The following is a 21,739-nucleotide window of genomic DNA, read 5'->3' on the forward strand; positions in this document are numbered from 1 at the left end:
TGAACGATGCTGGCTGATATCGATGTTGCGAGCTTGCATGGCGCTAAGGCTGCCGGCTGCAGCCGGCAGCCCTGGTTGCCCCCAGGTGCCGGCACTTTCGATGTGCCAATTGGATGCAAAGACCGTTAATGCCGCCAATTCTTTTAAGAGGCCTTCGGCCATGGGAGAGCGGCAGATGTTGGCGGTGCAGATTAGAAGAATGCGTTTCATTCAGGTTGCCTTGCTATATTGAAAGCAAGTAGTATACTGTGCAAGCTACTAAGTTAGAGGTGGGAAATCCCAGCGCGGTAGCAGCAAACAATCTTAACCGAATAGGCAAACAGCAATCCGTGAGGGGATTCGTTGGACGACTTGTCTTAGCTGATTCCGCTTGCTTTGCTACTTGGAGCCAGGTGAGATTACCTGTCTCAAACACATCCGTGTATGTCGGAAGGGCGGAGCCTGCTTGGTTAGGGTTAGTTACGAGATGCGGATGAGAGTCTATTGGCGATAGGGGTCCAGATGGTAGCTGTAAGACGGAAGAAGACATCGAAACCTGCAAGCTCTTCGTTTGAAGCAAACATTCAAAATGCGGCCACCCCGCGGCTTTCGGGCAATTACAGGAGGCGGATGTGGCTGCTGATGTTTGCCGCGGACTTGCTGGGTTTTCTGCTTACTTTGGGAGCTGTGTTGCTAATTAACCAGATCGTGCCGCTGTTCAGGCCGGATTTGTATGACCTGAAATATTTGGTGGTCCTATTGATTTGTTGGGGATTTTTGGTCACCAGCCGGTTGTACCCCGGGGTGGGGGTGAACCCCGCGGATGAGATCCGCCTGGTGACGCAATCGATCAGCCTGGGGGTTTTGATAGGGTTAGCGATCTTCACAGCATTCGACTTGGGTTGGGTGGCAAATGCCTGGACGTTTTTGCTGGCCTGGCTGGAGGCGATTTTTGCGGTGATCGTTTGCCGCTGGGTGATAAAGATCCTGGCATCCCGGGCTGGGTGGTGGGGCGAGCCCGTGATTGTGGTTGGGAGGGATGCAAACACTGATCAAGTAGTGCAGTTCCTTCTCAACCGTCGGCGACTAGGTTTTGTGCCTGTAAGTGCTGTATTGAAACAAGTTCGTATGAATGTTGTGCCCAGCTCCTCGCTAAACAGCTTAGAGAGCATGTCCGATGATTATTATCGTAAAGCGGGTATTCATACCGTGATAGTGAATAACTTAATGGAGTTGGGCTTGAAGCCCACAGCTGTTGAGCGGTTATTCAAGTTGTTTGAGAATGTGGTCCTCATCGCAAGCACCGAATTGTTTGAAGGTGCCTCTATGAAAGTTCATGATCTTGAAGGACTTCTCGGGATCGAAACCAAAAAAGCAAAACCTAGCTTTCAAGCCTTGTTGCTGAAACGGGCAATGGATATTGTTTTGGCAATTTTGCTGGGGCTGATAGTTGCGCCAGCTTGTTTGGTCATTACGATATTTATTCGCCTGGAAGGGCCGGGGCCTATCTTTTTCTATCAAGACCGTGTGGGTGTCAGTGGGAGAGTTTTCAGGATGTTCAAGTTCCGCACCATGGGGATTAATGCTGAGCAGCGATTGGCAGCTTACTTGGAGGGCAATCCGGACGCTCGAGCGGAGTGGGAACGAGACCAGAAATTGCGCCAAGACCCTCGCTTAACCAGAGTTGGAAAGTTCTTGCGGAAATGGAGTCTGGATGAACTGCCGCAGCTGGTTAATGTTTTTCTAGGGGAAATGAGTTTTGTTGGACCTAGGCCAATGCTCGTGAGCCAGGTTTCCCTTTATGGCAAAGGAATCAATGCCTATTATTCAATGCGGCCAGGACTCACAGGGATGTGGCAGGTGTCAGGAAGGAACAAGACTACATTTGCTGAACGTGCAAGTTTTGATAGCTATTACACTAGAAATTGGTCAACTTGGTTGGATCTTTATATATTGTTGAGAACAGTGTGGGTAGTTTTCAGAAAAGATGGTGCGCTTTAAGTTTGCAGTCTCAATAGCTATGTTTGACCTTATAGTTGCTAAATTGTAGTTGTAACGGCTGCGGGGCATGGAACTTTGAGTGATCCGGTTTGTCGTTTGCTAGGAAAAAATTCCAAAATGTGACCTTCCTCCTTCCCCTAGATTACTTGACATTGGTGCATTTGTTGAAGAAGACTTGTCTTACTGCTAACTGATTCTGGCGGCATTCAGAAAGAAGCCCCTGGACCGGTGTCGGTGTTGCGCTATGTTACGGAACGACCTGAGGCAGTAAAGGTTGGCACCGTTAGGCCTGCGGAGGCGAACAGTCAGAGAGGTTGTTAACCTATTTGAAAATCCCAAGCATACCAGCACATGGCCTAGATAGTGAACCCCAATGGAAGACGGACTGGCCGTCCAACGAATTGTTGAGGACATTGCTTTTGTTGTAAAACGTCTGCATTCATCTGTTAGCTTTTGCCAAAGAGAAGATTTATTAGCGAAGCTTTTTATGAGATACCTACAGGATATAGATCGGGACAATCTGCAGAAACCTTTGGAGAAGACGAATGTCAGCAACTTGTCATAAGCGCAACCAAATAATATCCTTCCTTCAAGATCAGAACATTTGCTACAAGACTGATTACTTAATTAAGTATGAGACATATTTTAAAACAGGTGGAATTGTTAAGCTTTTTGTAGCTCCACAAGACTATGGAAAAATGGTTAGCTTGGTTTCATTTCTAAACGTATCTAGAATAAAGTATAGAATAATTGGTTATACAAGCAATATGCTGTTTTTTGATGAAATACAGTATTCTGTCATTCTGTCCACCAAGAATTTAAATTCTCTAGAGATAAAAGAGAAGAAAATTGAAGTTGAAGCCGGGTATCAGCTACAAGATTTTGTAAGAGTAGCTCTAATAAATGGTTGGAAGGGCTTTGACGGTCTTGAAGGAATCCCTGGCAGTATCGGGGGAGCCCTAGTTATGAATGCTGGGGCATATGGATATTCAATTTCTGACAATTTGATATCAGTAGAGTGCATAGACGGTGAAAATAGACTGTCACTTCTTAAAAAAGATGACTGCTTGTTTGAATATCGCAATTCTATTTTCAGAGGGGGGGGGCATTGTATATTAAGGGCGACTTTTTCTTTGCAAAAAGATAGTATAGCTAGAATAGCTAAGAATATAGAGAAATTTCATATAGCAAGGCACTCATATCAGGAACACGCATACCCTAATTTAGGAAGCATGATCTCTATCAACGAAAATTTTTACAATGAGATATTCCGCAATAAGAAAACCTTTGCCCTTCTATTTTGGCTGTTAAGAATACTTTTTAAAAATCCGATAAGCAAATTTTTATCAAGAAGAAACCCAAATAATATTGTGTTCAATTGGTTACTAAAAAAATTTCTCCTTTTGGAAAGAAGAGTTCTCTTGAATTATCAAATGTCTGCAAAAGGGGCAAACAGTCTAGTTAATAACGGAAAGGTCCTTCCAAAGGAAATAATCGAATATACCCTTCTGTGCAAAGAATTACTTGGGGGAAAATATCACATTGAAAACGAGTTCGTCGTAACCCCGGCTTTTTCCGTTGATCCAGAATTTCAAGGAACTTATGATCTCCTTGTTTCTAAATTGTCAGAATCCAGACAAGATGCTTAACGGTTCCACTGAAGGATGAACCCCCAAAAATGAATGCACTCGTCTCAACAAGCTGTATTGGAATTAGAACAAGTTTAATATATACATATATCTTTCTGAAGACTGTGGAACTGGAATGGTTAAGAAGATGACAAAAGCTTATATTCTGGCTTTTCAAAGAGCCACGAACTACGGAGCAGTGTTACAGATTTTTGCGTTCAAAAAGATTTTAGAAAGATTGGGCTTAACAGTTGAAGTTATTGATTATGTCCCAGACTGGATGCCTGCAAGGATAAAAAGCCAGCCGTCAATTGGTAGTTTCGTAAAGAGGAAAATGCTGGCTTTCACGTTCCGAAAATTTTTGAAGGAATTGAATTTAACAAAGGCAAAATTTTTTGATAGTATTTCTTTGAAAGCAAATTTGCCAGAGGCGGATTTCTATTTTGTCGGCAGTGATCAGGTTTGGAATGAGAACCTGATAAGGAAAGATGCAACATACTTCTTGGATTTTGTGCCAGATGCTTCTCACAAAATAGGTTATGCAGTTAGTATGGGTAACAATCATTTGTCTGATGATTTTAGAAAAGAAGTAACGCCTTTGATTAGAAGATTTCACAAGTTATCTGTCCGGGAAACATTTGTTGCTAATTTTCTCAAGGAATCCTTGCACGTTGATTCGTTCGTTGTATTGGATCCAACTCTTCTGCTACAAGAACGAGACTATGATGAAATAAGGGATGAGAAAAAATGGAACACGGAGTTCATCGCTGTTTACTCAGCTATGCATGATTCTGGGATTTATGAACTGTCAAAGTACTTAAGAGCGAAAACAAATCTGCCTATCGTGAATTTAGGTTACCATTTTAATGGAGCCGATAAACAGGAATATATATTTGGACCCGGTCACTGGTTAAGCAGAATAAAAGAATCCTCATACTTCATTACTAATTCATTTCACGGGAGTGCTTTTGCCATTTTGTATAAGAAAAAATTTTTCTCAGTGCCAACTCAAAACCCCTCCCATCAAGGCCTCAATGCAAGATTTGTAGAGCTTCTAAAGTCTCTGGATTTAACTAGTCGGCTAGTAAATTCTGAAAGCGATATAAGTAATCTGTTGGGTGAGCCGATTGACTATAAAAGGACTTATTACCTGCTAGACAAAAGGAGGAATCAATCAATGCGATTTCTAGCAGAGGCTATTGGCGAAGTGAAGTAAAAAGTCAGAAAGTTTATACAAGTGGGAAGCTTATTGAATACAATATTTGGGGGTTCTTGGGGCTTCCCGGAAAGTGCTTCTGGCAAACTTAATTTCTCGCAATGATAACTAAAAAACAGTTTTCTAAAAATCTAGGCGTCAATGTGATAAATTTTGCGGTTAATTTTGCCTCCGGTTTGCTAGTAGCGCCTTTCTTAATTCACCATTTAGGGATATCTGCATTTGGTATTGTAGGGGTCTCTATGAGTGTTGTTGGATTCATGACAATAGTGTCGACAAGTCTAAACCAGGCAAATAACCGATTTGTTTCGATGAACATGGTTTCTGGGGATAAGCAAACAACAATTTCAGTGATAACGACAACCTTTATTCTGTATGGAATTTCAATTCTCGTATTTTTGCCGATCCTTGCCTTTATCTCAATTAATTCTGGAAGGATATTTAACATATCTCCAAACACGGTCCCAGCGGCCTCATTTTTGTTTTTACTTATGGGGTTGGGCCAAGTTTTGATAATGTTGAATGCAGTAATTGTGAGCCCGCTTTTTGCTAAAAATCGGCTTGATATTATCCAGTCTATTAATATCTTGAGAAATGTTTTAGATATTGTTTTTTTATTCATATCAGTAACATATATCTCAAATTCTTTAATCTCGGTTGGTGCAGCTTACTTTGCGGCAATTGTTTTAGCAATAACTGCCGCAATCGTGTATTTTAGGAAATTCCTGCCATACTACAAATTCAGATTTCATGACTTTAATAGAAATAAGGCCCGAGATATATTTAAGCTCTCTAGTTGGACAGCTGTCAGTGCTGTCGGCATGTTGATGTTCTTGCAGACCGACGTTGTTCTTATAAATGTCTTTTTGGGAGCAGAGGAGGCTGGTAAATATGCAGTGGCGGGGCAATGGAGATTATTACTTATTTCTGTAGCAACCATTTTGAGCGTGGTTACAGCGCCAATTATTTTAGTTAAATATTCTGAAAATAGGCTAAATGAATTGAAGGATTTCTTATACAAAGCCGTTAAGTATCAAGGTATTTACACTGCTGTACCCACTGCTCTTCTTGTAGTTTATGCTGATACGATACTATCTCTTTGGCTTGGAAACGATTTCATGGATTTATCAATTCTTCTGCGGGCCATGATATTCCATTTGGCCTTTTCTCAAGCCATACGCCCACTTTATGCAGTGGGCACAGCCTTTAACAAGGCAAAATTGCCGGGAATTGCTACTTTGTCATTAGGCCTCGCTCACGTTGTTTTATCCATAGCATTACTTAAATTTACTAACTTTGGCCTGTTGGGTGTAATTGTGAGTGGCACCCTTTTTACTGTATTATTAAATATTGTTTTTCTTCCCATGTACGTGGCGCGTTATTTGAAAGTCTCTCCTACTGAGCTTTACATAAATATAGCACCCGCTCTATTTACTGAAGTGCTTCTTATATTCTTTGGTTTCACACTTAGGCTATTGTTCAAACCAACCAGTTGGGTTGCATTGTTTTTTGCATCGATAATTGTAGCTGTTCTGGGTTTGTTTTGTGTCTATTGGATCCTGCTAGACCCAAAAGAAAAAGCAGAGATTAAGATACTACTGGGAAAAGCCAAGCACATAGTTCCCCTGTGGAGGTGACATTTAGAACCAATACAACGGCTTTCAAGTTTCGCAACGTTCCCAGTTATAGATTCCACTCGTGATAGAAGATTAATGCTAAAGATCAAAAAGTTCAACATTTACGAAATAGCTTATCTAACCTTTGCATTTGATTCGTTACTGAAAGTTGATCTGTTTGGGTTGAGGCTTCATATTGGAGTTGTGATTATATTAATCATTTTATTTATAAGCTTTCTGGCTAGGTCGAGATTCGATTATATAAAAAGTTTTTTAAAAAGAAATTGGACAATCCTCCCCTTTTTCGCGTATGTTTTCCTTAGCGTTGCTCTCAATTCCTCGTATCCCGGAATTTCTCTAACCTTATCTTATTACTTGATAGCGTTGGGTATATTCTATTTCTTGTATATAAAAGAAAAGTATATTTCAAACAGAGCCATTGTTGCTTTTCAATGGATATTGATCCTTTCTGGACTTTTACAGCTTCTCTTATACATAGTTTGGGGATATCAAGTTTCTTTCTATGACCCAGAGTATTACATGGTAGATGCGAGCTTTGTCACTAGGCTTAGAGGTTTCTTTCTAGAGCCTAACTGGTACTCTATAATAATAGTGTTTAACAGCCTGTTAATGATTATGATGCTTAAGCGGGATATGTTAAAACACAAGTGGTTGTTAGTTCTAACTACTTTTTGCATATTTCTCAATGGCTCATATACATTTATCGGCGTCATTTTAATAGGTAGTGTATTTAGTTTTTTTATTAAATTTCCTTGGGTATCGAAATTGAAATTAATTATTGTCATTTTTACATTTGCGGTTTTACTGACTATTTTTACTGCAAGAAGTATTTCACAAAAAGGCGATACTCGGAATCTTTTGGGTAGTGCACAGATTAATTATGGCTCTAGATTGTTTCCGGCAATGAGAACAATCGATTTTGTATCAAAACACTCCTTGTACAGGCAATTATTTGGATTTGGGGTGGGAAGTTGGCCCTACGTCGGGCTCGAACAAAATAGATTAGGTTATATTGGAATAAGGGGTAGCTATATAATCCAACCCGCCCAAAGGGACTCTGCTGAATTTCAAGTTTTCTTACTCGAAGTTGGATACTTGGGCGTCGTATTGTTTATTTTTGATTATTTATATAACTTCCTTAGGTTTCGGAATACTAATTGGTCTTATTCCATTGCGTCTGCATGTATGCTTGCGGCCTTTTTTATCTATCCAATATTTAAATTTTCTATGTATTTGATACCCTTCTTTCTTATAAGATCCAGAGCAGTAAAGTACAAAAGTTTATAGAAGCCATTCTTTTCGGAACCTTTGGTTGCGAGATCTAATCGAAAAAAGTTCTTTTTAGGCTGGACGGGGTAGTCGATGAATACCAAAAAAAAGATACTTCATTTGATAAACGATGCGTCACTTAGAAGAGGGGGGGCTCAAAAAATTGTGAATTCCTTGATTGAAGTACAAGATTTTGATTCTTACACATTCTCAAAAAAGAGAATTGACAACATTGTCGATGAAAGAAATTTCGTTGGGAATAATTTTGATTTGCTTTGGAAAATAAGGATGAAACCTGATGCTGTTGTTATCCATTCAAGGATGTTTTGGCCTTATGCATTCATGATAAAGAAATTTGGAGTAAAGGTTATTTTTTATGTCCATGCGGACTATACAACACATAATTGGGCTTTTAGAATTTTTCGACCAGATTCATATATTGTTACTTCAAACGCGGTAAAGAATCTGTTAACTAAACATGGAATATCAGAAAAAAAAATACATGTAAACATAAACCCTCTTGTGTCTGATGGTATCACCCCACTAGAAAATATCACTATCTCTCAGCCCCTTGTTATTTCATTTGTTGGGTCGCTCGAACCGCGCAAGGGAATCTTAGATTTAATTGATTTGTTGAAAGCATATTCAATTAGAGGCAAAATGCCTATCATCCTTCAGATTATCGGTGAGGGGTCCTTATATAAAAAGATAACTTTGAATATGAATAATGGGGGTGATTATTTTTCTATTAGATTATTGGGGTATCAAGAAAGACCTTACTTGACCACTAAAAACTCCCTAATTCAAATCATTCCTTCTTTAGAAGAAGGATTTGGATTAGTAGGAGTTGAAGCTATCCTGCATGGGAAATTGCTTGTATACAATGAAATACCTGCGCTTATTGAATTGCTGGGCAGAGATGAGTTCTCGTTTTCTTTTAAGATTGGTTCTCCGGACTCATTTTTTATTGCTCTTGATAATTGTATCTACATGCTAAAAAATGGTAGTTTGGGTCGGAAAAAGGCAAAGGAACGATCAGACCTAATATCCCGAAAATATAGTCTTGATCGCTTCATCAAAGAATATGTAAAAATAGTAAAAAAGTGCATTGATTCTTGATCCCTAGAAATTGTTTGCTTATCTTATCTAAGAAACAGAGGGGCCACTATTGACAGCCTGTAGTTTTTATCTGGTCCTATTGAAATGACACGCATAAGCTTTTTAAATTGTCCAATTGATAATCTCTCCTTGTTGGAGACGGTTGAAATTATACGTCATGGTATAAGAGAAGGGCGGTTTATCCGTCATGTAGTGGTCAATGTCGCAAAAATTGTAAATTTGCAAAGAGATGAGGCGTTGCGTGCTGCAGTAATTAATTCTGACATTATTAATGTTGATGGAATGGGCGTGGTATGGGGAGCAAGGTTCTTAGGGCACCACCTTCGAGAACGCGTAGCGGGCATCGATTTGTTTTATGCGCTATTGAATATGTCTGCAGATGAAGGCTTTCCGGTTTTTTTCTTGGGAGCTGAAGAGCATGTGGTTAAAATGACAGCTATAAGAATTCAAGAACTCCATCCTACATTACGAATTGCTGGATATCACAATGGTTTTTTTGGTGATGGCGAAGAAATTATTGTGGATATGATTCGATCCTCCGGCGCTAGCTTATTGTTTGTGGCGATTACCTCTCCGTATAAGGAGAAATTTGTTGATCGTTGGGGTAGTAAACTCGGGGTCCGGTTTGTAATGGGTGTGGGAGGAACCTTTGATGTAGTTGCCGGCAAGGTGAGGCGCGCTCCAATTTGGATGCAAAATTCCGGACTAGAGTGGTTATATCGGGTGCTTCAAGAACCAAAACGACTTTTTGCGCGATACTTATCTACGAATTTGAAATTCCTGTGGATTCTATTGAGAATGAAGCTGAAATCTGTATTTATTAAAGAGTAAGTCGGGATATTTGTCTAAGGAGAAAAATGAATCTTACTAACCCTAATGCGTCGGATGAGATTGATTTAAAGTTATATTGGGGTGTTTTACGCAAAGAGATAAGAAAAATCATTTTCTTCTCCCTTTTGTTTATGCTATCAGGCTTCTTGTTGAGCAATCTTTTGCCACCAGTATATGAAGCCTCATCAATATTGATGGTCAGCGAAAATTCGGCTCTCCAAACCAATGAATACAATGCCGTGCTAACAAGTGAGCGCTTAGCTCGAACGTACGCTGAGATAATGACAGCCCAGCCTATTCTTGAAGCAGTGAAAACGGATTTAGGACTGACTGAGGATTTAGACTCTGTTAAAGAGTCAATTGAGGTTCGGTTAATCCCCAATACACAACTTATCAGGGTGACGGTTCAAAATACCGACCCTCTCCTTGCAGTGCAGATAACAAACACACTTGTAGAGTATTTCATAAACGATAATATTTCCCTGCAGCAGTCTCGTTTCGCTGAATCAAAACTGACGTTGGCAGGGCAAATTGCCGAGCAACAGGGATTTGTTGATCAAATCCAGTTAGCTTTGAATTCTTTACCTCAAGGGGAGGAAGGCCAGCTGGAACGCACTCGCTTAGAGGGCTTATTAGGCCAGTATAGGCAGACGTATACACAATTACTTCAAAGCTATGAACAACTACGACTCGCAGAAGCCCAAAGTACATCTAATGTGCTGCAAGTAGAACCAGCGATACTCCCCGACGAGTCAATAAGCCCAAAAGTCCCACTTAACACGCTTCTCGCAGGTGTACTGGGGGCAGCCCTGGCAACAAGTTATGTTTTCCTTCGGACGACATTAGACAATTCGATTAAAAACGCTGATGAAATTCGGAATAATTTTGATCTTTCCACATTGGCATTTGTTGCTAAGGCACATGAGGAGGATGAGATAATAACGGCTTCTAATCCTCGTTCGCCTATTTCAGAATCTTTCCGGTCTTTGCGGACTAATATTCAGTTTGCCAGTGTGGATGACCAGTTAAAGATAATTGTAGTGACTAGTTCTGTTCAAGGGGAAGGGAAAAGTACAATTGCCTCTAACTTAGCTTTTGTGATTAGCCAATTGGGAACAGAAACAATTCTTATTGATGCCGACTTGCGCCGGCCCAGGCTGCATAAGTTGTTTAAGGTATCCAATAAAAAGGGCTTATCAAATTTATTTGTTAACAAGCATATGGACCATGCTTTCGATGCACAATTGCAAGAGACTAAATATCCTCATTTAAAGATTATGTCTTCAGGAGGCATACCCCCCAACCCTTCGGAATTGATTTCTACAATCCGCATGAACAATATCCTCGAGCATGCCAAAACTAGAGCAGAACTGGTCATTATTGATGCTCCCCCTGTTCTACCTGTGACTGATGCGGTTGTGTTGGCACAGAAGGCGGATGGAGTAATTATTGTTATGGTTCCTGGCCAGACTACTATGCCGATGGCCAAACAGGCTGTGGAGAGCTTGCGACAGGTGGATGCGAAGATTCTTGGGGTGGTGTTTAACAATGTTGATCTAGATTCAGCCTACTTCTCTTCGTATCGAAATGCTTATGTTTATCACTATGATGAAGCCAGCTAGACTCAAGAAAGCAAGCAAAAAAATGAAAAATTCTGAAGCCTCAACAAGAGTTATTCGCAAAACACCCCAAGGTGATTCAAGTGTTGAAACACTTGTGTGCCCTTTCCTGGGGATGGAAGATGATTCGGAAACGAGCTTCTTATTCCCTTCGCCTGGGAATTTTTGCCATCGCCCAAAGCCCGCCAAATCCGTCTCAACTGGATACCAAGGCGCGGTTTGTTTTGATAACAAGGCCTTTCTGCATTGTCCCGTCTACCAGAAGAACTGGAATGGAAAACTGCCTGAAGGCTTTCGGCAACGGATTGTGAAGAATGGTTCTCAGGAGCAGCTCACACCACGCTGGGTAGTTCTTCTGCTATTTCTCTCTTTGATTTTCTTGGCTATCAGCGCATATTTCTTCCTCCTAAGTCCGATAATTTAGTAGTGCATTGAGACTATGGTGGGCTGAAAGGTGAGTTATGAAAAATCTAGTTGTCAAAAAGCCTATATTGGACACCGAGCGTAATCCCACGGAACTTTTAAAGGATGTATTGAGCCAGCATAAGGAACCGCAAAAGCTCGTCGATCACCCATGGGTTGATAGTCTGGTTGTACAGGATTATCAGGAACGGAATCCTACAGCAGCTAACAACTCAAGTTACGCTCTGTTGCAGGCGCTGGCGGATCTTTTTAAGGACATGCTACCCAGCACTCCCCCAAGACGTGGAAAACGATTGGATACGGCTTGGGGACAATTCGGTGTGCTGGGAGCGATGTATTTTGCGGAAATCGAATTCGGTCTTCCAGCGGCAAACTCTTTGCGAGATGCCTGGGGCAAGATTGATAATGTGATTTCCTTGTATGTTCGACAGAAATTTGGAGACGGCCTCTCTCAAGCAGAAGAAGAAAAATATTATTTGCTCAGCGATGAAAAGGAAATTACCCCCACCAGTACGCTGAGTGATTGGCATGCCAGGGGGTTGGAGCGTTTTGCTAAGATGCTTTATGCCAAGGAACGACGGCTGAATTCCAAGCATGCAAAGCAAGCAAAAACCGGTAAGATTTCACGGAGCTGGAGCCCAAGCACATACATAAAATGGACTATGTTGGGGATGCTGCTGGCATTGCTGGCTTACCTAGGGTGGGTCGGGGGGACTTCGTATGTTTTGGCGAGGGAGTTGTATGGTCAAGCGAGAGATCTGAAGGCCATGCTATCCTCCGGACTTGATTTGCAGCGCGCTAGTGAGCTAACCCAAACCGGTGTAACGGTACGAGAATTTCGTCAAACTGCAAGCGCTTTATCTGAACGGGCTGCGCCGCTGATTTGGTTGGCCGATCGTTTGACCTGGATACCCTTCATTGGTGAAGAGCTCTCACTCGTGTCGCCTATTTTGTCTATGACTGAGCTCAGTAGTATGTCTGCAGATCAATTCTATCAAGGCATTTCACCCATGCTGGGTGTTTTTGATGAAGAGTCGGCTCCAACCTCATTGGATGCGCTTACTGGCATGCTGCACGCTGCCGCTCCTCACTTCAGAGTCGCAGTTTATGCCGCGGGGCAGGCAGGCGAGATACGCGAGGGTCTGGATTTGGATGCTGTACACTCGACTTTGAGGGATTTAATTCTTGAAGAATTCGACCCAGCGTTTTATATCCTTCATGACTCTGCTCAGGTTATGGCCTCTTTGATTCCGCTTTTGGGAATGGAGGGCCAGCCAGCGAACTATCTTCTGTTGTTGCAAAACGAAGATGAGCTGCGGCCAACGGGTGGATACATTACCGCAGTGGGCGGCTTGGTGCTTCAGGACGGCAAAATTTTGTCCTTTAACTTAGAAAACTCTTATGAGGTGGATGATTACGATTATCTGTATCCTGCAGCCCCCTGGCAATTAGAAGAATACATGGCTGCCCCTATCTTGGTATTGCGTGATGCCAACTGGCGACCAGACTTTCCCGTTGTTGCCCAGCAAGTCGAAATCTTGTATGCGTACTCGCGAGCTCATACAGTGGATGGAGTGATTGCCATAAACCAACACGCCCTTTCTTTGCTGGTGGGCGCGCTTGGTTCTGTGCGAGTGGATGGTCAATTGATCACCAGCGATAACGTTTTGACTTATATGCAAGCCGAGAGGGGTGCAGTGCCGGACCCAGGCGAAAGGACGCTTGAAAACCAACAATGGTTTCAGGAGCACCGCAAAGATTTTATGCAGCCTATGGCGGAAGCGATTTTGGCCCGCTTGCGCAGTGGGTCGAATGTCTCTTGGGAGGAGATTATCAGCGTGTTGAATCAGGCGCTGGATGAAAAACACATCCTCCTCCAGTTTGATGATGCATCGGTGGATTCATTTCTTGCGCAGTATGGTTGGGATGGGCAACTCCGTTATTCCGAGGGTGATTACCTGATGCTGGTAGACACCAATGTGGGATTTACGAAGAGCAATCCAATTGTTGACTCTGAGGTTGTCTATCGGGCCAATTTAATGGATCTCAAACAACCTACAGGTGCTCTAGGAATCACCTATCTCAACCGCAGTGAGGTAGTGCGGGATTGCGATCCCCGTCCCGGGGTGCCGGGACTTGTGCTCGGGGATTATGAAATCATGATTCATGATTGCTATTGGACCTATCTGCGGGTGTATAGGCCTGATGGGACACGCCTCACAGATTACCAAGCACAGAGTGTGCCAGGCGAGTGGGTGCTTTCTGGCAATGCGGTGCCTGACCGAATTGATTACCTGGATGAACTGGAAGGCTTTGCGGAGTTTGGCACTTTGGTGGTGGTGCCGACACAGCAATCTCAAACCATTGCAATGGCATTTAGCTTGCCGGATGGGATGATTCAGCAAACGGAAACCGGGTATGTGTACCGGTTAACCCTTCAAAAGCAGCCGGGGGTGAAACAGGTTGACTTGAACTTGGGGATCCTTCTCCCTGTAGGAGCGCAAGTGGTATCTTCCAGCCATTCTGAGTTGTCGCAGCAAGGCAATGAGGTGAGTGGGCAATTGAAGTTAAGCCGGGATACTGTTATAGAACTGACTTTTTTGCTCCCCTAGCGTGTCATCAATTCGGACAAAATCCGGACAAGAAATGGCCCTAATCCGGCCGTGTTTGAGTTTCCCTCTGTAGAATGACATTCGTAATCAAATCTCACCTAAGGAGAAGATTGTTATGAAGTATATGCGTATCGTTTCAACCGCAGCCTTGGCGGCCTTCGTGTTATCGCTGGCCCTCACCAGTGTGGCCTTTGCGCAGGGAACCATTCCCAGCGGAGGGACTATCGATAATCCAGAAGTCACTGAAACCCGTGAAGGCTGTGCGCGGAATGACTTTGGTTCTTCCAAGGCGAATGTCTGTAATGATGATGTCAACGTATTCGCCACTCGCGCCGTGGATTCTGTGGCTGCTCCGGAAGGTTGGAGCTATGTAGGCAATTCCATGACCATCACTTATGGCAGCGAGTTGCTGTTGCCTGAAGCTACCGTGATGTGCTGGGCTGTGCCGGCCGGCGAAGGTCCCGTGCAGATCTATCGCTTCAATCAGTATGGTGTGTGGGAACCCGCACCGACGATTGCAGTGGATGGTGGTGTTTGCACCGTGGCCCTGTATGTGGGCACCTATGCCCCCATGGCTGCTGACTAGCTGGTAGCATTGCATGAGAAGAAGGCGGGAGGTATTTGTACCTCCCGCCTTTCTTTTTACCTTATGAGTATCTTGAAACAGCTTTCTAGGCAATATGGGATGCCTGCTCTTATAGCGGTATTCATTATGGGGATGTACGTCTTGACGTTGGCTCCGGGTATCACCTGGGCAAACTGGGGATCGGATGGAGGGGATTATCTAAGCGCGTTGGCCACCGGGGGTATTCCTCACCCGACAGGGTATCCGACCTATCTTGCAGTTGCAAAGATGGTGACAATGCTGCTGCCCTTTAGCTCTTGGGCTGTCCGGGGAAATTTGTTTTCTGCACTCAGCATGCTTGCTGCCAGCCTGTGTGTGTGTTTTCTCATAAGTCAAACTCTGCGTGGCTCACATTATCGTATTCTGGCTGCGCTTACGGGTTCTCTTGTCTTTGCCTTTGCGCCACTGGTCTGGTCGCAGGCTGTAGTTACTGAAGTATATGGTCTGCATGCTTTTTTTGTGGGTTTACTGCTTTGTTTGCTGTTGGTGCCCAAAGGAGTGGCGAACAATAGGATTTTCTTGGTGGGGCTTATACTCGGATTGGGGCTCGGCAACCACGTCACCCTTGCTTTTATGGTTCCGGCGTTCCTTTTGATCAGACTCGGGCAGGATGAAGTTTCTGCCAAGGCCAGTGGGAACTCTCTTGTAAGACAACTGAATATTTGGCCTAAACTGATCGGTGTGGTTTTGGGTGTAGTAACTGCATACGCTTCTCTGTTGTTGTATGTCCATTCCGCGGCGCCTGTTCGTTGGCTAAACCCGGTCAGCCCTGAGAGATTTTGGGAGTTGATCAGCGCCCGGATGTACCAGTTCTATTGGCGATTCCCATTGGAAAGCGAAGCCTTACTAGAGAGGCTTAAAATAGTCCTGGGGGCGCTTTATGAACAATTTGCATTCCCTGGAATTTTTCTTGTTGGCTGTGGCTTGCTTGTGCTGCTACTGGAGCAAAGAAAGCCAGTGACCGCGGTTACTGGGTGGGTCACAATAGCTTCTGTGCTGTTTACGATGGGATATCAGACAGAGGATGCGCATGTCTATCTGATTCCTGCTGTGCTCTGTCTGGCGGTTTGGGCGGCTTTTGGCATTTACGGCCTGGCTAAAAAATTCTCTCGTTCTCGCTTATTGTCTTTGTCAGCGGGTTTGCTCCTTGTCATTCTCCTTGGTCAACAGATGGTGAAATCCTTCCGCCTGGCAGACGCTAGCCAAGACTATCGGGCAATTGTATATGGGGAACGGGTGATGCAAGAGGCCCCAGAGGGGGCGATGATCTTTACCCACCAAGATAAGGAAACGTTTTCCTTGTGGTATTTTCACTACGCCGAACAGCAACGACCTGATCTGGCTGTGATAGTGGTGCCCCTCCTTGACTATGAGTGGTATCTTGAAGTCCTTTCAGAGACGTATCCTAATATAATACTGCCAGCATCAGGTGACGAGGTGACGCGCTTGTCTTTGGAGACCCTAAACCCTCGGCCGAGTTGTACTACATTCCTGCTTTCACTAAGCGTGTTGGATTGCGATTTATGATCGACGGAGGATCAAAAAAATGAGCAAAAATAGTTTGGTTGTTGCATGCGTGCTTGCGGGTTTTCTGGTTGCCTGCGGCAGTCCCACCTTGAGTGAGGAGACCCCCCCGCCAACAGCTGCTGCGGTGATACCTTTTACTGCTGGATCACCTGCTCAGCTAGAAGCCGGAGATGCTCTGCAATTGGTTGGAGATGGGACGGGCGTCAGTGAAACCTTCACTCTTACGGAAAGCAGCCGGATAAGGTTGTCGTGGGATCAGACCGCGGGTGAAAACTTTTTGCTATATGTACAGTCCACGACGGATCCAGCGAACCGGGTTCAGTTTGTTTTCCAGACCACCCCAGGGGAGGGGAGTGGCGACTGGATTTTTAATGCCGGAGAGTATATTGTAGAAGTAGAGGGTGAGGGTAGCCAGTGGCGGATCACTTTGGATTTGGTGGAGTACATGTCAAGTCCATTGGATCTGCTGGAGGATTGAGTTGGCAGAAGGTGTTGTTGAGCTTCCTTGAAATACCATAGAGAATGCCCAAGCTGATGAAAGGGCGTCGTTGATCTAACGGAGTATCGGAGCTCACGCTTAAGCGGGAGTGTGTTCTGCCTGTTGCGAATACAGCGCAGTCCGTCCGATGTCGTCTGTCTGAGTGGCAAGACTTCACCAGAAGATGCTCGCGTATGGATCCGAATCGATGGATGCGAACCTATTGATTCTGAGCATAAATAAATTCTACAATTCTCTTGATAGCATCCTGTATAGGAGGGAAACATAAAGCATTCAAAAACTAGTCGGCTTAGTCGTAGTGATTTTTAGCTTTTTGGAACCGCATCCCGTTTTTCTCTTGAGAGCATCAACCTGCAATCCTGTGGCTAGAACCAGAATTTCATTGCTAGACTTACTTAGGGGGTACTAACATTATTCGGAAACGATTTCTAGGCTGGATAATCGCAATCGCGCTAGCATTAGCCTTTATCAGGGCCTTTGATAACTTGGGAACTCTCCATCCGCAAATGGCCGTAGAGTGGAAGATGTTCTGGCAGGCCACACACAATTTTCAGCTTAGCTATATTAAGTGGGTTTTTAATCCGCCTTGGGCCTTGGTGCTTTTGTGGCCGATCAGTGGCTTGCCTCTGTACTCTAGTTGGGGCCTGCTAGTGTGTATCACTGTCCTCGCTGCGGCTGCACTTATTCCACATCGGTTTGGCTTTGCTGTCAGAGTAGTGTGGCTATCTTTGACTATTTTTTCCTATCCCTTTGTGCGTCAAATAATTGAAGGCAATATAGAAGTTTTAGTGTTGATTGGCTTCCTGCTGCTTTCCCATGGACTAAGCCGGCAAAATCCCTGGAGTCTAGCGGCTAGCCTTATCTTCTTTTCTAGCAAAATCCAAATGAGTTGGCTGTTTATTTTAGCTTTGCTACCCTTTCTCTGGTATCACTGGCCTCTTGCCAAGTTGGTACGTTCTGCAGGGGCGATATTAATCTTTTGTATCCCCTTTCTCCTCTGGAGAGGAGATGAGTGGTGGTCTATGCTGCGTGTCTTCCCCAAAGAATCACCTTATAACCTTAGTTTAATGGCTAGTTTGCTTCGATTCGGTGTTTCGAGCTGGCTTGCAAGCATGGGCTGGTTTTCGCTTTTTGCAGCCACGATTTGGTTGGTTTATCGCTTGCGCTTACTGTCGCCAGAAAAATACGCGGGGATTCTGGTTGCGGTCAGCTTGCTACTGGCTCCTTATGCAGGGAATAGCACCTTAATTGCCGTGTTAATACTTGGTGTCGTGCCTTATGCAGCGGAGAAACCTTGGCCTCGTATCTTTCTAATGCTGCTCTACTATTTACCTTTGGTAATGGTATGGGATTTCAGGATATTGGATGTGTATGCGTATTTTAGTGCAGTAGTCCTGCTTACCGCGATAGTTCTGGCTTTGAACGAACTACATGGACACGAAGTAGTTGCCCAGATATAATTAAGGCATCAACTTCGGTGATTTCTTGAGGACTAGCTTCGTCTAGGGCATTCAAATTACCCTTGTAAATAAGAGTTAAATGCGGGCGTCGCCAAGTGGTAAGGCATCAGCCTTCCAAGCTGACATTCGCGGGTTCGAATCCCGCCGCCCGCTCTAAAGATTGCCGATGGTTTCTCTAGGGTTTGGCTGAAGGTGCGATATGGAAATTCAGCTCGGTCGCAGGGGAGTGCTGTTCCGAATAGTGCGCGTGGCGGCAAACGCAATCATTCGCGGTCAGTATGCATTTCCCCATGTACCTGAAATCACAGCGGAAGAGCTATCTGAAAGACTGAGTTCGGGGGATGCGCCCGTGTTGATCGATACACGACCCAAAGAGGAATTCAACTCGGGATTCGGTCATCTCCCCAATGCAAGATCGTTTCCGCTGATGGAGCTGATGGAAAACTTTCGAAACGGCAGCAAGTACAAGGCGAGGATGAAGGAGCTGGAAGCTCAATTCAAGGAGATCGAAGCTTTCAGGGAGCAGGAAGTGATCACGATCTGCCCGGGAGGCGGCTTCTCTGTGGTCGCTGCGGAGATCATGGCCGAGGCGGGTTTTAAGGATGTGAAGAGCCTGGCCGGCGGCTCGGATGGTTGGTTTAAGAAAGGCTATCCAACCACAAAAGGCTAGATTGGTATGCTGAGTTGCTGCGGATAACGCTTCTTCAGTTGGCCAACAGTGAGAGTTAGCTAAAGATATGGAAGTTCGACTTAACCGCAGGGGCATGCTGTTCAAGATCGCCAGGGTGGTCACCAGCAAGCTGATCAAGGGGGAGTATTCCTTTCCCCACGTGGCGGAAATCTCCGCCGAAGAACTCTTTGAGAAAATGCAAACCGGCCAGGCGTACTTGCTGATCGACACGCGCTCCAGGGAGGAGTACCGCTCCGGCTTTGGGCATCTGCCTGATGCGAAGTCGCTGCCGCTGATGGAGATCGTTGGCAGCCTTGGCAGTGCGCAGAAGTTCAAGGCCAGGGTCAAAGAGCTGGAGCAGCAATTCCGAGAGGTGGAAGATTTTCGGGACAAGGAAGTCGTCACGATCTGCCCAGGTGGCGGGTTCTCTTTGGTGGCGGCCGAGATCATGGCCGAAGCGGGCTTTAAGGATGTGAAGAGCCTGGCCGGTGGGGCAGATGGCTGGTTCAAGAAAGGCTATCCGACTACGAAGGAGACGGAAGCATGAAAATCGACGCAGTGGGCGTAAGTTCCACAGATCTTAAGAAGACGGTGGCGTTCTACGAGCTGTTGGGCTTTCAGTTCGGCGAGTACGACGCGGAGACGGAGCACCTGGAGCCTCTGACGCCGGACGGCTCGGCACGATTGATGATCGACAAAGCCAGCCTGCTGGAGGGCATCCTGGGGCAGGCGCCGCAGCCCGGCAACCATTCCTCCTTCGCCATTCAGTACGCTTCGCCGGCCGAGGTGGACCGGGTTGCCGCGGCGCTGTTGGCCGCCGGGCACAGCCTGCCGGCGCAGCCGTGGGATGCGCCCTGGGGCCAGCGCTACGCCATCGCCGAGGACCCGGATGGGTATAAGGTGGATTTGTACGCAACGATTGGCGATTGAGGATTGCTGAACGTTGATTGCCTTTAGCAGCGGATTACAATAGAAGAGCGTGCAGAAGCGGTACTCGGTAGCACCGAGTAGCTTCTGCCGCGTGCGAGCAGCTTGCTGCGAGCAAAGCAGGGGCCTGTAGCTCAACGGCAGAGCAGGCGGCTCATAACCGCTTGGTTCCAGGTTCGAGTCCTGGCGGGCCCACAAAGGCAAAGATGAAGCGCCTCACCCTTCTCTCAAACTTGAGCAGCTAACTATCCCATTGGGTAATGCGCTCCGCGATGCTCTCGTCGTCCAGCTCTTTGCAGAGCTGGCGCAGCTGCGGTGTGGCGCCTCGCCATTCCAGGTCGTGTAAATCTTCTGCTAATGGCACATCGGTGCGCAGGATGGCCAGCTTCCGATAGAGCATCGCTTCGCCGCGGCGGGCTTCCAGGTTGAGCGAGAGGCTGGCCGCCCGGCCCGGGCCCATGCCCTGGATCTGCCAGGTGCGCGTGTCCTCCGGGATGTCTTCCAACCGGCCGAATTTGGCCAGTACGCCCGAGGCGGACTTTGCGCCCCAGCCGGGGATGCCCGGGTAGCCATCCGCTGAGTCGCCCACCAGGGCCAGCCAGTCCGGGATGGAAGCGGGGGCGACGCCATACTTGGCGAACACGCCCGCTTCATTCAGGACGATGTCTCGCCGGCGATCCCAGCACACCACTTTGTCACCCGTCACCATTTGGGCCAGGTCTTTGTCTGGCGAGCAGATCAGGACCTGTTCGACCCGCGGGTCGCTTTGCCAGCGCTGCGCGGCGCTGGCCAGTGCGTCGTCGGCTTCAAACTCGACCATCGGCCACACGGTGACGCCCGCCGCGGCGACGAGCTCTTCGGCCAACTGGAACTGCGACCACAGGTCCGGGTCGATGCCTTCGCCGGTCTTGTAGCCGGCATATAGATCGTTGCGGAAAGATTCGATCACATGGTCGAAGGCGTAAGCCACATGGCTGACGTCTGGCTGCGCCAGCAGCATCACCAGGCTGCGCAGCAGGCCCAATGCGGCGCCCACCGGGCGCCCGTCCGCCAGGCGCTTGGGCGGCGCGCCGTAGTAGTTGCGAAAGAGTTCGTAGGTGCCATCCAGCAAGTGAAGCTTCATGCTGCCATTCTAACGGTTCTGTGTTCAAGAGCTGGCTATGCTATGATTCCCCCATGCTGAACCGCCTGAGTCCGGGCAAACGCCTGCTCTTCTATTTGGCGATCAACATCGTCGTCTCGGCGCTGACCACGCTGCTGGTCTTGACCTTGTGGTCGCGGCTGGCGTTTGCCGGCGCGCCGCAGATCGGCGGCAGCCTGTCTGGCGCCGGCAGCGCCACCAGCCCGGCGCTGAGCGGCGTGAGCATCAACGCCGTGCTGGGGGCGGGCAGCGCGGCGGATGAGCGCGTGGTGCTGGTCCACACCGGCCAGCAGGACGTCTCGCTGGCCAGCTGGCGGCTGCGTGATGAGAACGGCAACGAGTACCGCTTCCCGGCGTTGGTGCTGCATCCCGGCGCCCAGGTCAGCGTGCATACTACCTCCGGCACCGATTCGGTCTCGGCGCTGTTCTGGGGGCGTACGGCCCCCGTGTGGCGCAGCGGGGAGCTGGCCCGCCTGCTGGACGCCAGCGGCGGCGAACAGGCCGTCTACACAGTCCCTTAAGCCAGCTCTATAAATGGCTGAAGAAGTAAAATAGC

19 protein-coding genes, 2 tRNA genes and 1 pseudogene are annotated in these 21,739 nt (G+C 46.3%); 20 read left to right on the top strand and 2 right to left on the bottom strand.

From position 1 onward, the window contains the following. Positions 1–210: hypothetical protein (locus KF885_05645; protein ID MBX3048642.1), on the bottom strand; the 210-nt coding region annotated here is incomplete at its 3' end. 399 nt (positions 211–609) lie between these two features. Between KF885_05645 and wbaP the strand changes: the two genes are divergently transcribed. The 19 genes and pseudogenes from wbaP (at position 610) to KF885_05740 (ending at position 20,237) form a co-directional block, all read left to right on the top strand. Continuing rightward, a complete protein-coding gene (gene wbaP / locus KF885_05650; GenBank protein MBX3048643.1) occupies positions 610–1,980 on the top strand; it encodes an undecaprenyl-phosphate galactose phosphotransferase WbaP in 1,371 nt (456 codons plus the stop codon). A gap of 183 nt (positions 1,981–2,163) precedes the next feature. Then, positions 2,164–2,344: pseudogene (locus KF885_05655) on the top strand (hypothetical protein). A gap of 181 nt (positions 2,345–2,525) precedes the next feature. After that, positions 2,526–3,629 (top strand): FAD-binding protein, encoded by a 1,104-nt coding sequence (locus tag KF885_05660; GenBank protein MBX3048644.1) that lies wholly within the window; start codon positions 2,526–2,528, stop codon positions 3,627–3,629. Between the two features lie 115 nt (positions 3,630–3,744). Continuing rightward, complete coding sequence (locus tag KF885_05665) at positions 3,745–4,824, top strand: polysaccharide pyruvyl transferase family protein (protein MBX3048645.1); 1,080 nt, start codon at positions 3,745–3,747, stop codon at positions 4,822–4,824. Positions 4,825–4,925: 101 nt separating this feature from the next. Beyond that, entirely contained in the window at positions 4,926–6,461 is a 1,536-nt protein-coding gene (locus KF885_05670) for an oligosaccharide flippase family protein (GenBank protein ID MBX3048646.1), read from the top strand. Positions 6,462–7,823: 1,362 nt separating this feature from the next. After that, on the top strand, positions 7,824–8,849 hold the full coding sequence (locus tag KF885_05675; protein MBX3048647.1) for a glycosyltransferase family 4 protein: 1,026 nt from the start codon (positions 7,824–7,826) through the stop codon (positions 8,847–8,849). A gap of 84 nt (positions 8,850–8,933) precedes the next feature. Then, on the top strand, positions 8,934–9,680 hold the full coding sequence (locus tag KF885_05680) for a WecB/TagA/CpsF family glycosyltransferase (protein ID MBX3048648.1): 747 nt from the start codon (positions 8,934–8,936) through the stop codon (positions 9,678–9,680). Between the two features lie 26 nt (positions 9,681–9,706). Further along, a complete protein-coding gene (locus tag KF885_05685) occupies positions 9,707–11,302 on the top strand; it encodes a polysaccharide biosynthesis tyrosine autokinase (GenBank protein MBX3048649.1) in 1,596 nt (531 codons plus the stop codon). Continuing rightward, positions 11,286–11,723 (top strand): hypothetical protein, encoded by a 438-nt coding sequence (locus KF885_05690; GenBank protein MBX3048650.1) that lies wholly within the window; start codon positions 11,286–11,288, stop codon positions 11,721–11,723. The genes KF885_05685 and KF885_05690 overlap by 17 nt, the downstream gene beginning before the upstream one ends. 37 nt (positions 11,724–11,760) lie before the next feature. Beyond that, complete coding sequence (locus KF885_05695) at positions 11,761–14,334, top strand: DUF4012 domain-containing protein (GenBank protein ID MBX3048651.1); 2,574 nt, start codon at positions 11,761–11,763, stop codon at positions 14,332–14,334. 124 nt (positions 14,335–14,458) lie between these two features. Beyond that, positions 14,459–14,920: a hypothetical protein gene (locus KF885_05700; protein ID MBX3048652.1), complete on the top strand. Its 462-nt coding sequence runs from the start codon at positions 14,459–14,461 to the stop codon at positions 14,918–14,920. 72 nt (positions 14,921–14,992) lie between these two features. Then, a complete protein-coding gene (locus KF885_05705) occupies positions 14,993–16,486 on the top strand; it encodes a DUF2723 domain-containing protein (GenBank protein ID MBX3048653.1) in 1,494 nt (497 codons plus the stop codon). Between the two features lie 19 nt (positions 16,487–16,505). Further along, on the top strand, positions 16,506–16,964 hold the full coding sequence (locus tag KF885_05710; protein ID MBX3048654.1) for a hypothetical protein: 459 nt from the start codon (positions 16,506–16,508) through the stop codon (positions 16,962–16,964). Positions 16,965–17,491: 527 nt separating this feature from the next. Beyond that, a complete protein-coding gene (locus KF885_05715) occupies positions 17,492–18,445 on the top strand; it encodes a hypothetical protein (GenBank protein MBX3048655.1) in 954 nt (317 codons plus the stop codon). 81 nt (positions 18,446–18,526) lie between these two features. Then, positions 18,527–18,598: transfer RNA gene (locus KF885_05720), tRNA-Gly, on the top strand. A 46-nt stretch (positions 18,599–18,644) separates the two neighbouring features. After that, positions 18,645–19,115 (top strand): rhodanese-like domain-containing protein, encoded by a 471-nt coding sequence (locus tag KF885_05725; GenBank protein MBX3048656.1) that lies wholly within the window; start codon positions 18,645–18,647, stop codon positions 19,113–19,115. Positions 19,116–19,182: 67 nt separating this feature from the next. Next, positions 19,183–19,662 carry a rhodanese-like domain-containing protein gene (locus KF885_05730; protein ID MBX3048657.1) on the top strand — a complete coding sequence of 160 codons (480 nt, stop codon included), beginning with the start codon at positions 19,183–19,185 and terminating at the stop codon, positions 19,660–19,662. After that, on the top strand, positions 19,659–20,045 hold the full coding sequence (locus KF885_05735; protein MBX3048658.1) for a VOC family protein: 387 nt from the start codon (positions 19,659–19,661) through the stop codon (positions 20,043–20,045). Before KF885_05730 ends, KF885_05735 begins: the two co-directional genes overlap by 4 nt. A gap of 120 nt (positions 20,046–20,165) precedes the next feature. Then, positions 20,166–20,237: transfer RNA gene (locus KF885_05740), tRNA-Ile, on the top strand. 46 nt (positions 20,238–20,283) lie between these two features. On the opposite strand, the gene KF885_05745 is transcribed toward KF885_05740, so the two are convergent. After that, positions 20,284–21,165: a hypothetical protein gene (locus KF885_05745; GenBank protein MBX3048659.1), complete on the bottom strand. Its 882-nt coding sequence runs from the start codon at positions 21,163–21,165 to the stop codon at positions 20,284–20,286. 53 nt (positions 21,166–21,218) lie between these two features. On the opposite strand from KF885_05745, the gene KF885_05750 reads away from it, so the two are divergent. Then, entirely contained in the window at positions 21,219–21,704 is a 486-nt protein-coding gene (locus KF885_05750; GenBank protein MBX3048660.1) for a lamin tail domain-containing protein, read from the top strand. Positions 21,705–21,739: the final 35 nt, after the last annotated feature.

Source organism: Anaerolineales bacterium, assembly GCA_019637805.1.
Lineage (GTDB): Bacteria > Chloroflexota > Anaerolineae > Anaerolineales > UBA11579 > JAMCZK01.

Coding starts and splice junctions, on each gene's coding strand:
- KF885_05735 (MBX3048658.1), top strand. CDS start 19,659: ATGAAAATCGACGCAGTGGGCGTAAGTTCCACAGATCTTAAGAAGACG.
- KF885_05750 (MBX3048660.1), top strand. CDS start 21,219: ATGCTGAACCGCCTGAGTCCGGGCAAACGCCTGCTCTTCTATTTGGCG.
- KF885_05695 (MBX3048651.1), top strand. CDS start 11,761: ATGAAAAATCTAGTTGTCAAAAAGCCTATATTGGACACCGAGCGTAAT.
- KF885_05725 (MBX3048656.1), top strand. CDS start 18,645: ATGGAAATTCAGCTCGGTCGCAGGGGAGTGCTGTTCCGAATAGTGCGC.
- KF885_05730 (MBX3048657.1), top strand. CDS start 19,183: ATGGAAGTTCGACTTAACCGCAGGGGCATGCTGTTCAAGATCGCCAGG.
- KF885_05670 (MBX3048646.1), top strand. CDS start 4,926: ATGATAACTAAAAAACAGTTTTCTAAAAATCTAGGCGTCAATGTGATA.
- KF885_05685 (MBX3048649.1), top strand. CDS start 9,707: ATGAATCTTACTAACCCTAATGCGTCGGATGAGATTGATTTAAAGTTA.
- KF885_05665 (MBX3048645.1), top strand. CDS start 3,745: ATGGTTAAGAAGATGACAAAAGCTTATATTCTGGCTTTTCAAAGAGCC.
- wbaP (MBX3048643.1), top strand. CDS start 610: ATGTGGCTGCTGATGTTTGCCGCGGACTTGCTGGGTTTTCTGCTTACT.
- KF885_05715 (MBX3048655.1), top strand. CDS start 17,492: ATGGCCGTAGAGTGGAAGATGTTCTGGCAGGCCACACACAATTTTCAG.
- KF885_05710 (MBX3048654.1), top strand. CDS start 16,506: ATGAGCAAAAATAGTTTGGTTGTTGCATGCGTGCTTGCGGGTTTTCTG.
- KF885_05745 (MBX3048659.1), bottom strand. CDS start 21,165: ATGAAGCTTCACTTGCTGGATGGCACCTACGAACTCTTTCGCAACTAC.
- KF885_05700 (MBX3048652.1), top strand. CDS start 14,459: ATGCGTATCGTTTCAACCGCAGCCTTGGCGGCCTTCGTGTTATCGCTG.
- KF885_05660 (MBX3048644.1), top strand. CDS start 2,526: ATGTCAGCAACTTGTCATAAGCGCAACCAAATAATATCCTTCCTTCAA.
- KF885_05690 (MBX3048650.1), top strand. CDS start 11,286: ATGATGAAGCCAGCTAGACTCAAGAAAGCAAGCAAAAAAATGAAAAAT.
- KF885_05680 (MBX3048648.1), top strand. CDS start 8,934: ATGACACGCATAAGCTTTTTAAATTGTCCAATTGATAATCTCTCCTTG.
- KF885_05675 (MBX3048647.1), top strand. CDS start 7,824: ATGAATACCAAAAAAAAGATACTTCATTTGATAAACGATGCGTCACTT.